The 13,817-nt window shown below is 69.9% G+C and carries 12 protein-coding genes and 1 riboswitch; of the genes, 3 read left to right on the top strand and 9 right to left on the bottom strand.

Annotation, left to right across the window (positions count from 1 at the left end):
• Positions 1–132 precede the first annotated feature (132 nt).
• From ACWDO5_RS21340 to ACWDO5_RS21330, 3 genes are all read right to left on the bottom strand, one after another.
• Positions 133–2,028 (bottom strand): anthranilate synthase family protein, encoded by a 1,896-nt coding sequence (locus ACWDO5_RS21340; protein ID WP_450531909.1) that lies wholly within the window; start codon positions 2,026–2,028, stop codon positions 133–135.
• A gap of 103 nt (positions 2,029–2,131) precedes the next feature.
• Positions 2,132–2,188 (bottom strand): trp operon leader peptide, encoded by a 57-nt coding sequence (locus tag ACWDO5_RS21335; RefSeq protein WP_078066895.1) that lies wholly within the window; start codon positions 2,186–2,188, stop codon positions 2,132–2,134.
• A gap of 90 nt (positions 2,189–2,278) precedes the next feature.
• A complete protein-coding gene (locus ACWDO5_RS21330) occupies positions 2,279–5,107 on the bottom strand; it encodes an N-acetylmuramoyl-L-alanine amidase (RefSeq protein ID WP_450531908.1) in 2,829 nt (942 codons plus the stop codon).
• Between the two features lie 212 nt (positions 5,108–5,319).
• Between ACWDO5_RS21330 and ACWDO5_RS21325 the strand changes: the two genes are divergently transcribed.
• Together ACWDO5_RS21325 and ACWDO5_RS21320 are read left to right on the top strand one after the other, a co-directional pair.
• On the top strand, positions 5,320–6,672 hold the full coding sequence (locus ACWDO5_RS21325; protein ID WP_450531907.1) for a class II 3-deoxy-7-phosphoheptulonate synthase: 1,353 nt from the start codon (positions 5,320–5,322) through the stop codon (positions 6,670–6,672).
• 159 nt (positions 6,673–6,831) lie between these two features.
• On the top strand, positions 6,832–7,083 hold the full coding sequence (locus ACWDO5_RS21320) for a (2Fe-2S)-binding protein (RefSeq protein ID WP_450531906.1): 252 nt from the start codon (positions 6,832–6,834) through the stop codon (positions 7,081–7,083).
• 15 nt (positions 7,084–7,098) lie between these two features.
• On the opposite strand, the gene bfr is transcribed toward ACWDO5_RS21320, so the two are convergent.
• Positions 7,099–7,578 (bottom strand): bacterioferritin, encoded by a 480-nt coding sequence (gene bfr / locus ACWDO5_RS21315; RefSeq protein WP_450531905.1) that lies wholly within the window; start codon positions 7,576–7,578, stop codon positions 7,099–7,101.
• Between the two features lie 158 nt (positions 7,579–7,736).
• Here bfr and ACWDO5_RS21310 point away from each other — a divergent pair, with 158 nt between their 5' ends.
• On the top strand, positions 7,737–8,369 hold the full coding sequence (locus tag ACWDO5_RS21310) for a sulfite oxidase-like oxidoreductase (protein WP_450531904.1): 633 nt from the start codon (positions 7,737–7,739) through the stop codon (positions 8,367–8,369).
• Positions 8,370–8,488: 119 nt separating this feature from the next.
• On the opposite strand, the gene ACWDO5_RS21305 is transcribed toward ACWDO5_RS21310, so the two are convergent.
• The 5 genes from ACWDO5_RS21305 to thiO all read right to left on the bottom strand — a co-directional run bounded on the left by ACWDO5_RS21305 (position 8,489) and on the right by thiO (position 13,694).
• Positions 8,489–9,337: a deoxyribonuclease IV gene (locus ACWDO5_RS21305; RefSeq protein WP_450531903.1), complete on the bottom strand. Its 849-nt coding sequence runs from the start codon at positions 9,335–9,337 to the stop codon at positions 8,489–8,491.
• Between the two features lie 5 nt (positions 9,338–9,342).
• Positions 9,343–11,292 (bottom strand): Stk1 family PASTA domain-containing Ser/Thr kinase, encoded by a 1,950-nt coding sequence (gene pknB, locus ACWDO5_RS21300; RefSeq protein WP_450531902.1) that lies wholly within the window; start codon positions 11,290–11,292, stop codon positions 9,343–9,345.
• Between the two features lie 239 nt (positions 11,293–11,531).
• Entirely contained in the window at positions 11,532–12,326 is a 795-nt protein-coding gene (locus ACWDO5_RS21295; RefSeq protein WP_450531901.1) for a thiazole synthase, read from the bottom strand.
• Positions 12,327–12,330: 4 nt separating this feature from the next.
• Complete coding sequence (gene thiS, locus ACWDO5_RS21290) at positions 12,331–12,540, bottom strand: sulfur carrier protein ThiS (RefSeq protein ID WP_450531900.1); 210 nt, start codon at positions 12,538–12,540, stop codon at positions 12,331–12,333.
• Positions 12,537–13,694, bottom strand: coding sequence for a glycine oxidase ThiO (thiO, locus tag ACWDO5_RS21285; RefSeq protein WP_450531899.1), 1,158 nt, complete (start codon positions 13,692–13,694; stop codon positions 12,537–12,539). Before thiO ends, thiS begins: the two co-directional genes overlap by 4 nt.
• A riboswitch (TPP riboswitch) is annotated at positions 13,692–13,804 on the bottom strand. It overlaps the preceding gene by 3 nt.
• Positions 13,805–13,817 lie beyond the last annotated feature (13 nt).

Here is a 13,817-nt window from a genome sequence, read left to right as displayed (position 1 = left end):
GGAACTGGCCGCCCTGCGCGACGCGGAACGCGGAGGAGAGGCCGAAGACGAGCACCATGACCCGCCCGTGAATGTGGTCTGGAGTCGTCACCTGGAGACCGTTGACGGCGCCGAGATCTACCAGTCAGGAAATCAGGCCCGGCCCGCTCGCGTGGTTGAGGCGAGGAGGCCGTGGATCACCTCAGGGCCCCGCATCGTCAGTACCGACTCCGGGTGGAACTGGATGCCCGCGAAGCCTGTGCCCCGCAGGGCGTGCACCTCCGCCGAGAGGGGATCGCGGGCCACCTCGACCCCGTGCGCCTCCAGCTCCGCCGCCGCCGCGTCGTCGCAGCGTGCCGTGAAGCTGTTGTAGAAGCCCACGGTCTCGCCCCGCCCGAAGAAGTCGATCAGCTCCTGCGCCCCCTGGTGCGGCGCGTCCTTCCGTACGATCTCCAGGCCCAGCTCGGCCGCCATCAGCTCATGGCCGAGGCAGACGCCGAGCAGACCGTGCCGGTGATCGCGCAGCAGATCGGCGGCGAGCGTGCGCAGGAAGCGCATCTTCGGGTCGGCCGCGTCGGCCGGATCGCCAGGACCCGGGCCGAGGACCACCGGTCCGGTGTGCGCGAGGACCGTCTCGCGCAGGCCCGGCTCGTCGTACCGCCGCACTGTCACCTCCAGGCCCGTGGAGCGCAGCAGATGCGCCAGCATCGCGGTGAAGGTGTCCTCGCCGTCGACCACCAGCGCGTGCCCGGTCAGCCGGGCGCTGCGCTCCTGCATCCGCAGCCAGAAGGGCGCGAGGTCGGCGCGGCGGGCGTCGAGGGCGGCTCGCACCCGCGGGTCGTCGGCGAGCTTCGGGCGCTCGGCGTGCTCCTGCGGTCGCCCGGGGCGCACGCCCAGCGCGGCCAGTACGCCTGCCGCCTTGGCGTGCGTCTCGGCCACCTCGCCCGCCGGGTCGGAGTGCCGCACCAGGGTCGCCCCGACGGGAACCCGCAGGGAGCCATCGGCGTCGATGTCGGCAGTACGGATGAGGATGGGGGAGTCGAGAGTCTGCGCGCCGACCTGTCCTTCCGGCCCGCCACTCGCATTCTTGCCGATCAGCGCGAGCGCGCCCCCGTAGTAGCCGCGGCCGCCCACCTCGTGGCGCTCGATGACCCGGCAGGCGTTCTGCACGGGCGAGCCGGTGACCGTCGCCGCGAACATCGTCTGCTTCAGCACCTCGCGCGCATCGAGCGACGAGCGGCCGCGCAACTCGTACTCGGTGTGGGCGAGATGAGCCATTTCCTTGAGCCGCGGCCCGATGACGACGCCGCCCATGTCGCCGACGGTGCACATCATCTTCAGCTCCTCGTCGACGACCATGGAGAGCTCCTCGCGCTCCTTGCGGTCGCCGAGGAAGCCGAGCAGCGCCTCGGGTGTCGGGCCCTCGGGCGGATAGCGGAAGGTGCCGCTGATCGGGTTCATCACGACGGTGCCGCCGCTCATCCGGACATGGACCTCGGGGCTGGCGCCGACGAGGGTGCGCTCGCCGGTGTGCACGACGAACGTCCAGTACGCGCCGCGCTCGCCGGCCAGCAGCCGCCGGAACAGGGCCAGAGCGTCGGCCCGGCCGAAGCCGGGGATGCGGCCGGTGTAGGTGCGGCGGATCACGAAGTTCGCGCCCTCGCCCCGGCCGATCTCGTGCTCGATGACGCGCCGGACCATCCCCGCGTATTCCTCGTCGTCGACGTCGAAGGCGCCGCCCTCGACCCGTACGTCGTGTGCGGGCAGGCTCTCCAGGGCCTCGGCGAGCGGCACTTCGTACGTCTCGTCGGCCACGAGCACGGACAGCGGCGTCCCGTCGTCGCGTACGTCGAAACCGCGCTCCCTGATCTGACCGAACGGGACCAGGGCGAGCGAGGGGCGGTCGCCGGCCGGGATGTCGGCGAGCCGCTCGGCCTCGTGCACGGCGCCGATCAGGACCTCGACGGTGTCCTGGTCGCGGCCGGGGGTGCGTCTGTGCAGCAGGGCGAAGGGCGGGCAGTCGTCGTCCAGTAGTCGGCTGATGAGCATCCGGTGTGTTCCTTCCGAGTGGGAGGAACGGCCGCTTCCCCGGGACCCGGGAAACACTGAAGGCCGCCCCTCGGGCGGCCTTCGCGATTGGGTGTACGCGCAGTCAGTGGGCCGCCGGATGAGCGGTCCACCACCAGTTCTGGGTCGTGTGCGCGAACATGTCGCCGACCATAACGCATCCGCCCGCGGCGCCGCGGCACGTCCGAGGAGCGGACGGCCGCGGTGCCGCGGGCGGATCACGCCTTGTCCGTCAGACCAGCAGGTTGAAGATCTGCCAGCCGGGGCCGACCTGTGCCCTGGCGGCGAACGGGGCGGTGGCGCTGCCCGTGCCCCTGTAAAGCCACAGGACGCCCGCCGAGTCCCGGGCGATCAGGTCCGGCGTGCCGTCACCGGAGAGGTCGCTCGGTCCGTTGAGGGCGTTGTAGACCCCCCAGCCGGAACCGACCTTGACCCTGACGGCGAACGGGGCCGCGGCATTGCCCGTGCCCTTGTAGAGCCACAGCACGCCGGAGGTGTCCCTGGCGATCAGGTCCGCCTTGCCGTCGGCGGTGATGTCTCCGGTGTCGGTCAGCGCGTTGTAGATCTGCCAGCCGGGACCGATCTTCACCCTGGCGGCGAACGGGGCCGTGGCGTTGCCGGTGCCGTTGTAGAGCCACAGGACGCCCGCCGAGTCGCGGGCGATCAGGTCCGCCTTGCCGTCGCCGGTGATGTCCCGGGCGCCGGTCAGCTGGTTGTAGATCCCCCAGCTCCTGCCCACCTCGGTGCGCTTGAGGAACGGCGCGGACGGGTTGCCGCTGCCCTTGTAGTACCAGAGCACGCCCGAGGGGTCGCGGGCCACCATGTCGCCCGTGCCGTCGGCGCGCAGAGCCGTCATCGAGGTCACCGCGTTGTAGCCCTGCCAGCCGCTGCCGACGCGGTAGCGGCTGAAGTACGGCGCGGTGGCGCTGCCAGTGCCCTGGTACTGCCACAGCACGCCCGACGAGTCGCGCGCGAGGGTGTTGTAGCGGCTCGTGCCCGTGTCCGGAACGGTGCTGCTGATCTGCTGGACGTCGCTCGCCCTGACCCAGGCGAGGCGGTGGTTGTAGCGGATCGGGTAGAAGGAGTTGGTGCCCTTGACCAGGGTGCGGTCGCCCACGCCGGTGCCGTCGACGGTCCCGCCGTAGTAGTAGTCGCCGGCCACGGCCGGTCCCACGAGCGCGTACTGCTGGCCCGCGGGGACGCTGTACTTCGTCAGCGACGCGCTGTTCGAGGCCTGGACGTCGACATTGGTCCCGGCGTACGCGGTGTCCTCCGGGTAGGCGCGGCCGTAGACCGGGATCGACGTCGCGCCGGCCTTGGCGGCCACCACGGTCTGGGCGGTCTTGCCGACCGGCGCGGTGAACTGGCCACCCGGGTTGTAGAACCAGGCCTTCTTGCCCCCGTACCAGATCGCCGTCCAGTTGGTCTGTGCCTCGGCGACGACGTACTCACTGCCCGCGAGGACCTTGTTCCCCCAGTTCCAGCCTTCGCTCCAGGTCTGGGTGCCCAGGTACGGGTCGGTCAGCGTGCTGGCGCTGGTCGAGGGCAAGCTGTACAGGTAGCCGAAGTTCGCCGGCTGCGTGGCGACCGCGGCGCCGTTGTTGGTCAGCTTGGGCTGGTTCACCGTGGTGAACGGGGGCACGACGCGGACGAGCTGGCCGGCCTTGACCGGGCCGCCCGCGCCGCCGGCGCCGGTGGGCGCGCCCATCAGGGACATGTAGTGGTTCCAGTCCCAGAACGGGCCCGGGTCCCAGTGCTGCGTTTTGACCGTGGAGTCCAGCACACCCGGCACCTCGTCATGGCCGATGATGTGCGCGCGGTCCAGCGGGATGGAGAACTTGGCCGCGAGGTACTTCACCAGGGCCGCCGAGGACTCGTACTGCGGCTCGGTGTACCAGCTGCCCGCCTTGATGGCGTAGCCCTCGTGCTCGATGCCGATCGAGTGCATGTTGGCGGTCTTGTTGGCCGCGTGCCACGCCTCGTTCTTGGTCTCCACCATCTGCGTGACCAGGCCGTCGGACGCGCGGATCAGATAGTGCGCGCTCGCGTACGACGCCGGGTTCTTGAAGGTGGCCAGCGATCCGTCGTAGCTGCCCTCCGTGTCGTGAATGATGATGCTGCGGATGTCCAGGCCGGCCGTCGGACGGGTGGCGACGTTGTAGTTGCCGTAGTCGTCGGGAGCGGAGTTCGCGGCGTAGCCGGCCGGCACGAAGTTGCAGTTCAGGCTGGTCGGGCACTCGACCGTCGGGACCGCGGAGGTGCTCGCGAACGTCGCGGCGAGCGGGAGCTTCGACGGCTTGACGGGGGTGACCGAAGAGTCGGCGGCGAGCGTGAGCTGCTGGCCGTCCGTGGTGAGCCGGCTCTCGCCGGTCTTGATCGACTCGTAGACGCGCTTCGTGAAGAGCTGCGCGCCCTTGGTGTCGGGCGCCTGGCTGAAGCGGGCGACGGCGGCGTACCACCGGCCCGGGTCGTCTGGCAGCGAGCCGGTGGCCTCGCGCTGGTACTCCGCGAGGAGCGCCGCACCCGCGCGGATGCTCTGCTGCGCATCGGTCTGGAGCGCATCCGCCGGCTCGTCGATGAGCTTGGCCGCCTCATCCAGCGTGTGCAGCCGGGGGTCGGTCGTATCGACGGTGGCCGGAGTGGACTTGAGCGCGCGGGCGGCGTTGAAGTGCTTCTCCACCGTGGGGTCGCCGCTCATGTTGAGGTGCGAGAGGCGCTCCTCATCGGTCGGCTTCTCCACGTCCTCCGGCGTCACCTGGGTCAAGCCCATGACGTTGTACGCGCCGGTCGTGCTCGGCAGTCCGTCGTGGGTCTCCCAGCGCGTCTGCCGGTACGAGACCGCCATCAGCACGCTCTGCGGAACGCCGAACTCCCGCGCCGCGTCCTCGAACTGGGACTGCAGCACCGCGCCCGGGGGCGCCGCCTTGCCGTCGGCGGACGAGTCCAGGAAGCCGGGCGAGGCCACGGCGATGGTGCCGATCGTGACGGTGGCGACCACGGCCGTGGCGACCCCGTAAATGAGCAGCCGTTTCTTGCGGTCCCTACGGTGTCCGCGGTTCAAAACCCCACCCCTGCTTCACTTGTTTCACAGTTAACTACTTGGAAAACGGCGAGAGGGTAGCAGCCCCGGGGGCGTCGTATCGCCTCGGCGGACATATCGGACGGACCGGATGACCAGGTGCGTTGAACAGTCGATGTCGGAGTAGTGGACATCGCGTCTCATTTGCTGGGCGCGGGAAGGGGCGTCCGCCAAGACCCCGTAATGTTGGCTGGGTGACCGTGAACGCTAAGACCACCGCTGTCGGTGGCAACACCTGGCGAGACCTGCCCGCGGCGCAGCAGCCCGAGTACCCCGATGCCGAGGCTCTGCGCGATGTGATCGCGGACCTCGCGTCGTATCCGCCGCTCGTCTTCGCGGGCGAGTGCGACCAGCTGCGCGCCCGGATGGGAGCCGTCGCCAAGGGCGAGGCGTTCCTGCTGCAGGGCGGCGACTGCGCCGAGGCCTTCGACGCCGTGTCCGCCGACCACATCCGCAACAAGCTCAAGACCCTGCTCCAGATGGGCGCGGTGCTCACCTATGCCGCGTCCGTGCCCGTGGTGAAGGTCGGCCGTATCGCCGGCCAGTACTCCAAGCCGCGTTCGAAGCCGACCGAGACCCGGGACGGCGTGACGCTGCCGACCTACCGTGGCGACTCCGTCAATGGCTTCGACTTCACCGAAGCGGCCCGCATCCCGGACCCCGAGCGCCTCAAGCGGATGTACAACGCTTCCGCCGCGACGCTCAACCTGGTGCGCGCCTTCACCACCGGCGGCTACGCCGACCTGCGCCAGGTGCACGCCTGGAACCAGGACTTCGTGAAGTCATCCCCCTCCGGTCAGCGCTACGAGCAGCTCGCCCGCGAGATCGACAACGCGCTGAACTTCATGAAGGCCTGCGGCACCGACCCGGCGGAGTTCCGCACGGTCGAGTTCTACTCCTCCCACGAGGCGCTGTTGCTGGACTACGAGTCGGCTCTGACCCGTGTCGACTCCCGCACCGGCCGGCAGTACAACACCTCGGGCCACATGGTCTGGATCGGCGAGCGCACCCGCCAGCTGGACGGGGCGCACATCGAGTTCGCCTCGCAGATCCGCAACCCGATCGGTGTGAAGCTCGGCCCGACGACGACGGTCGACGATGCGCTGCAGTACATCGACAAGCTCGACCCGGAGCGCGAGCCGGGCCGGCTGACCTTCGTTGTCCGCATGGGCGCCGACAAGGTCCGCGACAAGCTCCCCGAGCTGGTCGAGAAGGTCACCGCGTCCGGCGCCACGGTGGCCTGGGTGACCGACCCCATGCACGGCAACACCTTCGAGGCCGCCTCCGGCCACAAGACCCGGCGCTTCGACGATGTGCTCGACGAGGTCAAGGGCTTCTTCGAGGTACACAAGGCGCTCGGCACGCACCCGGGCGGCATCCATGTCGAGCTCACCGGTGACGATGTCACCGAGTGCGTGGGCGGCGGCGACGAGATCTTCGTCGACGATCTGCACCAGCGCTACGAGACGGCCTGCGACCCGCGCCTGAACCGCAGCCAGTCGCTGGACCTGGCGTTCCTGGTCGCCGAGATGTACCGCGACCAGTAGTAACGGATCAACGACGGTGGGGTGCGGATCGATGTGATCCGCGCCCCATCGTCATATCCGGGGCTTTTGCACACTGGGTCCGCCGGGTAAGGTTAGGTTAGCCTCACCGATCATCGGGAAAGGCGCCACCTATCGATCCCGACCGGGAGGTGAAACCGCGTGTACGTCTGCTCATGCTTCGGCATCACCGAGAAGCAGGTGAAGGAGCACGCGGAGGGCGGCGCCTGCACTCCCCGCCAGATCGCGTCGGTCTCCAAGGCCGGAACCGACTGCGGATCGTGTGTACGCCGCATCCAGGGGATTCTCGGTCGTGACGTGTGCCCCCGCCGGGCCCTGCTCGAGCAGGGCAACAGCGCCGCCGTGCTGGCCACGGACCCCGGCCCCGGGACCGAGCTGGGCGAAGCGGCCTAGCCCCCGGGCTGTGGCCTAGCTGTCGGGCTGCTCGATCAGCTGCGCGATGTACAGCGCCTCACCGAGCTTCGCCACCAGCTCCAGCTGGGTGTCGAGATAGTCGATGTGGTGCTCCTCGTCCGCCAGGATCGACTCGAAGATGTTCGCGGACGTGATGTCGCCCTTGGCGCGCATCACCTCGATTCCGCGTCGGAGGCGGTCGATCGCCTCCACCTCGACCTGCCGGTCGGCCTGGAACATCTCGGTGACCGTCTGGCCGATGCGCACATGGAACAGGCGCTGGTAGTTCGGCAGGCCATCAAGGAAGAGGATCCGGTCGGTCAGCACCTCTGCGTGCTTCATCTCGTCGAACGACTCGGACCGGGTGTACTTGGCGAGCTTCGTCCAGCCGAAGTTCTCCTGCATCTTCGCGTGCAGGAAGTACTGATTGATCGCGGTCAATTCGGCGGTCAGCTGCTCATTGAGAAACTCGATGACCTCGGGGTCGCCCTGCATCGCAGAGGCTCCTTCCGCGCGCGTGTGAACTTGGGCAGGTGCGCGCATCCTCGCACCGCGGCCGGGGAGCGTCCAGTAAGTGCATGCTTAGTACGAGTTGCCCGAGTCAGGCCAGGCCTGGTCATGACCACCCCTCCCGGTCTGTCACCATTGAAGGCATGGGTCAGCCGGAGAGCCGGGAATACCGCGCATCAGAGGAGTCCGAGCTTCCGCCGGGGCAGCGACTGCAGCGTGGCTGGCCGGTCACTCATTACGGGCCCGTACCCAAGTTCAGGCCGGACCGCTGGGAGTTCAGGGTTTTCGGCGCCACGGCAGATGGCGACAAGCGCTGCTGGAATCACGAGGAATTCTCGGCGCTGCCTTTCTCGATGGTCGTTGCCGATCTGCATTGCGTGACGAAGTTCAGCATGCTTGGGGCCGAATGGGGCGGTGTGCCCGCCCGTACGGTCGTGGAGCTCGCGCCGCCCGCGCCGAACGTCACCCATGTCATGGTCTGGGCGGAGTACGGGTTCAGCGCCAACCTGCGGCTCTCGGACTTCGTCTCGGACGGCACGATCTTCGCGACCCACAAGGACGGTGAACTGCTCACCGCCGAGCACGGCTTTCCCCTGCGTCTCGTCGTCCCGCATCTGTACGCCTGGAAGGGGCCCAAGTGGGTCCGTGGCGTGGAGTACATGACCGCCGACCGCCGCGGCTTCTGGGAGGAGCGCGGCTATCACAATCTCGGCGACCCGTGGCGTGAGCAGCGCTACTCCTATCAGGAGGAGCCGGGGGACGGCCCGGAGCTCTGACCCCGGGGGTTCAGGTTGGCGTGAGTGTCGTGCTGTATGAGTCAGCCCCCCGAAATCCAGGTAGCGGTTCCTGCCGACAGCAAGAAACCGTATACCCCCTAGGGGTATGGAGTGGGTGTTCAGCGGAGCTTCTTCAGCCGCGCCACATCCGCCGCGTGCCCTTCCATGCCGCCGGGCGTCTCGATGATCAGCGGTACGCCCTCGGTCGCCGGGTGCTGCATCAGCGCCCGGAACGGCTCCTCGCCGATGTGGCCCGCGCCAATGTTCGCGTGGCGGTCCTTGTGGGCGCCGACCGTATCCTTGGAGTCGTTGGCGTGGATCAGCTTCAGCCGCCCTTCACCGACCGTCTCCACCAGCAGATCCAGGGTCTGCGTCATCCCGTGCGGCCCCGTCAGATCGTGTCCCGCCGCGAAGATGTGGCAGGTGTCCAGGCAGACGCCCAGCTTGGGGTGGGCGTCGAGCGCCTCGAAGTACGGACCGAAGTCCCAGGTCCTCGAGCAGAGCGAGAAGCCCTGGCCTGCCGTCGACTCCAGCAGCAGGAACGGGTCGTCGTCGTGCGTCAGCTCGTTCAGCAGAGGCAGCATTCGCTCCCGCATCTGCGCCAGCGCCGACTCGCGGGTCCGGCCGCCGGTCGCCGAGCCGGTGTGCACGACCACGCCCAGCGCGCCGATCTCCCGGCCGCGGCGCAGCGAGTGCCGCAGGGACTCCACGGACTTCTCGGCGGTCGCCTCGGTGTGCGAGCCGAAGTTGATCAGATACGGGGCGTGGACGTACGCCGATATCCCGTCGGCCGTGCACTCGGCGCGGAACTGCTCGTCCTGCACCGGGCTTCCGGCAGGCGTAGCCCAGCCACGCGGATTGGCCACGAAGACCTGGACGGCCTCCGCCTCCAGCTCACGGGCGTAGGCGAGACCGGTCCTGGCGAGGCCGCCGGCCACGGGGACATGGCCGCCGACGGGGTTGCGCATCTGAACTACAGTCCCTTGGTCTTGATGGTGATCGTGCTGCCCTCGGGGGCTTCGGCGCCGCCCGCGACGGACTGGCTCTCGACGGTGTCGCCGAGGAAGGGGAAGCTCTTCTCCACCTTGACCGCGAAGCCCGCGGACTCCAGCGCGCTGGTGGCGTCGCCGACCTTGTCCCCGACGACATCGGGGACCTCGATCATCCGCGGTCCCTTGGAGACCGTCAGCGTGATGGTGTCGCCGCGGGCCAGCTGGGCGCCCTCGGCCGCGGACTGCTTGGCGACGGAGCCCGCGTTCTCGGACGAGTTGATCCGCTCGGGGGCGACCTTGACCTTGAACCCGGCGTCCTTGAGCGCACTGGTGGCGTCCGCCACCGTCTCGCCGGTCACGTTCGGCACGTCGATCGGGGAGCCCTTGCTGACGACGAGGGCGACCGCGGAATCGGGGCTGCGCCCGGTCCCGGCCCCCGGGTCCGTGCTGATCACCGCCCCTTGGTCGATCTCGTCGCTGAACGCCTTGGTGACCACTCCCGGCGCCAGACCGAGCTTCTTCAGCTCTCGCTCCGCCTTGGCGAGCGGCTGGCCCGTCACGTCGGGGACCCGGACGATCTCAGGGCCGCGCGAGATGATGACCGTCACCGAGCCGTTGCCGCGGATGCGCTCATTGGTCGCGGGGTCGCTGTTGATGACCGTGCCGCGCTTGATCGTCTCGCTGAAGTCGTACCGGATCTTCTTCACATCGAGCCCGGCGCTCTCCAGCTCCTGCCTCGCGTCCTTCTCGGTCTTGCCGATGAGGGCCGGGACGCGGGTGAACTGCCCGGAGTTGATGTACCAGACGCCCGCACCCACGCCGAGCACCAGGAACACCGCGACCAGCATCGCGACGATGCCACGACTGGGCATGGGCCGGCGCCGGGACTGCTGGGGCTGGTGCGGCGGTTCGGAAGGCGGCATCGCCAGCCGGGTGGTGTGGTTGACCACCCGCTCCTCGCGGGGGAGCACCCGCGGGATCACGCTCGTGGCGTCCGCGGAGGAGGGGGCCTCGTGCACCCGCTCGCTGCCGTCCTCCGCCGTGTCCTGGGCGTGCGCCTGTGGCGGCAGCAAGTCCAGTTGCTCGTCGCCGAGCGGAGCACGGGCATCGCGGACCTGCGCCAGCAGCGCCACCGCGTCGTGCGGACGGACCTCGGGATTGCGGGCAGTGGCGCTCGCGACGAGCTCGTCGAGCTCGACGGCGAGCCCGGGGACCAGCGCGGACGGCGCCGGAATGTCCTCGTTCAGATGCTGGAAGAGCACCTGGGCGGGGGTGTCTCCGGTGTGCGGCTTGCCGCCGGTCAGCATTTCGTAGAGGACGACCCCGCAGGCGTAGACATCGGCGCGGGTGTCGGCCGTGCCGTACTCGATCTGCTCAGGGGCGAGGTACGAGACCGTGCCAAGAACCGTGCCGGTGGTGTTGGTGACCGATCCCACGGCCCGTACGAGACCGAAGTCGGCGACCTTGACCCGGCCGTCGTCCCCTATCAGCACATTTTCCGGCTTCATGTCCCGGTGGACGAATCCGGCCCGGTGCGCCGCGCCGAGCGCCGCCAGCACGGGCTCCAGGATGTCGAGTGCGGCCCGCGGCCGGAGCGCACCGCGCTCGCGCAGTACGTCGCGCAGCGTGCAGCCCGCGACGTACTCCATGGCCAGATAGACGTACGCGCCGTCGGCGCCCTGGTCGAAGACCCTCACCACATTGGGGTGGTCCAGACGCGCCACGGACTTGGCCTCGCGGATGAAGCGCTCCACGAAGGAGGCGTCGGTAGCGAGGGCCGGGTGCATCACCTTGAGCGCGAGTACCCGGTCGAGTCGGGTGTCGACGGCCCGGTAGACCGTGGCCATACCGCCGACGGCGACGCGCGCGTCGACGCGGTAGCGGCCGTCGAGCACTTGCCCGACGAGGGGGTCCTTGAGGGTCGTATCCACGCTGGTGATTCTACGAGCCACCGCTGACACCCCTGACGCCTCGGGTCGGGACTGGAGCCGAGCTGTAACGCTGCGCGGGGCCCCACGCCGGCGGCTCGGCCCCCGGCCCCCGCTCCCCAATCGCCGCAGAGGCTTGAATTTGCCGGGCAACTTCAGCCCGTCCGGCGATCGAGCACCGGGGCCTGGGGCGGAGCCCCAGGCCGGGAAGGGGCGGGTAGAGGACTGGCTCCGCGCAGCGGTCAGAACGCGGGGCGTTCCGGGTCGAGGGCCGCGCGGCCCTCGTGAGGGGACGACGCCTCCGCGAAGTGCCGGCGCGGGATGCGCCCCGCCCGATGCGCCAGGCGGCCCGCCTCCACCGCGTGCCGCATCGCCTCCGCCATCAGCACCGGCTCCTGCGCGCGGGTGACTGCGGAGGCCAGCATCACCGCCGCGCAGCCCAGCTCCATCGCCAGGGCCGCGTCGGAGGCCGTGCCCGCGCCCGCGTCCAGAACGACCGGCACGCTCGCGTGCTCGACGATCAGCTGGAAGTTGTGCGGATTACGGATGCCGAGACCGGAGCCGATCGGCGAACCCAGGGGCATGATCGCCGCGCAGCCCGCGTCCTGAAGCTTCCGGGCGAGCACGGGGTCGTCATTGGTGTACGGCAGGACCGTGAAGCCGTCGTCGACCAGGGTCTCGGCCGCCTCCAGCAGCTCGATCGGATCGGGCAGCAGGGTGCGCTCGTCCGCGACGACCTCGAGCTTGATCCAGTCGGTGCCGAGGGCCTCGCGCGCGAGCCGGGCGGTCAGCACCGCCTCGCCCGCCGTGAAGCAGCCCGCCGTATTGGGCAGGACGCGGATGTTCAGCTTCTCCAGGACGGACAGCACGGAGCCCTGGACGGTCGGGTCGAGGCGGCGCATCGCGACGGTGGTGAGTTCGGTGCCGCTCGCGACGAGGGAGCGCTCGAGTATGTCGAGGCTGGGCGCCCCGCCCGTACCCATGATCAGGCGGGAGTTGAACGTGGTGCCGCCGATGGTGAGACGGTCGTCAGCCATGCTGTCAGCCTCCTTGCACTGCGGTGAGGACTTCGACGCGGTCGCCGTCGCCGATGAGGGTGCCGGGCCACTGGCTGCGCGGGACGACCGCTTCGTTGACGGCGGCCGCGACCCCGGAAGGGGCGGCCGTGAGGTCCGCCACCAGGGTGTCCAGGGTGGTTCCGGTGGCGAGCTCACGGGCTTCGCCGTTGACGGAGATGTTCAGGACGTTCATACGGGCTGCTCCTGCGACGCGGGGGAGAAGCGGCGAGGGGTGAAGGGGCGGGCCTCGTCCGGCAGCTCGCCAGTGGCAAGCACGGCGGCCATCACATCGCCGGTCACGGGCGTGAGGAGCACTCCGTTACGGTGATGGCCGGTGGCCAGATGCAGGCCGGGCAGGGCGGTCGGGCCCAGCAGCGGAGCGTTGTCCGGGGAGCCGGGGCGCAGCCCCGCGCGGGTCTCGGTGAGCGGCAGCTCCGTGATGCCGGGCACCAGCTCGTGCGCGTCGCGCAGCAGCTCGTACACCCCGCCGGCGGTGACTGTGGTGTCCCAGCCGAGCTCTTCGCTGGTCGCGCCGACGACCAGCTCGCCGTTCTCGCGCGGCACCAGATAGACGTGGCTGCCGCGCACCACGGCCCGTACGGTCCGGGAGAGGAAGGGGGCGTACGCAGACGGCACGGTGAGCCGCAGGACCTGGCCCTTCACCGGCCGGACCGGAAGCAGCACATCCGCCGGCACACCGGCGAGCCTGCCGCTCAGCGAGCCGCCCGCGAGGACGACCTGGTCCGCGGTGAGCTCGTCGGCATCCCTCAGCACCGCTCCGGCAGCCCGGTCCCGTTCCACCGAAAGACGCTCCGCCCAGCCGCGGTGGAAGACCACCCCGGCCCGCTCGCATGCCGTCACCAGCGCCGCGGCCAGCCGCCGCGGATCGACCTGGTGATCGCCGTCGACCCACAGGCCCCCACGTACGCCCGGCGCGAGCATCGGCTCCAGACGGCGGCATTCGCGCCCGGTCAGCCACTCCGACTCCAGGCCGGAGCGGCGCTGCAGGGCGTGCAGTTCACGCAGATGCGCGCGGTCGTCGGCGTCGAGCGCGACGGCCAGCGTGCCGCATGCGCGGTAGCCGACACGCTGCCCGCTCGCCTCCTCGAGCTCCGCGACGAACGCCGGATAGCGCCGGGCGGACTCCACGTTGAGGCCGAGCAGCGTCTGCTCGCCGTAGTGCAGCTCGGTGACGGCCGCGAGCATGCCCGCCGCGACCTGTGCGGCCCCGCCGCCCGGCTCTGGATCAACGACGGCGGTGCACAGTCCGCGCTGTGCCGCACGCCAGGCCGTGACCAGGCCGATGATTCCGCCCCCGACGACGAGGACATCTGATGTACGAGACATGGGCGTCCAGCCCCTCCCTTCGCCGGCATGACCCGGATCAGGTTCGTACGGTCGGAGGCCGTCCAGCCTCCCTCTCAGCCCGGTGCGTCCGGGCTCCCGCGAGTGCTTTACGGTGGCCACCCT

Source organism: Streptomyces sp. NPDC000880, assembly GCF_053599675.1.
Note: the sequence above shows the minus strand (reverse complement) of the source record. Positions and strands in the feature narration are given on the sequence as shown.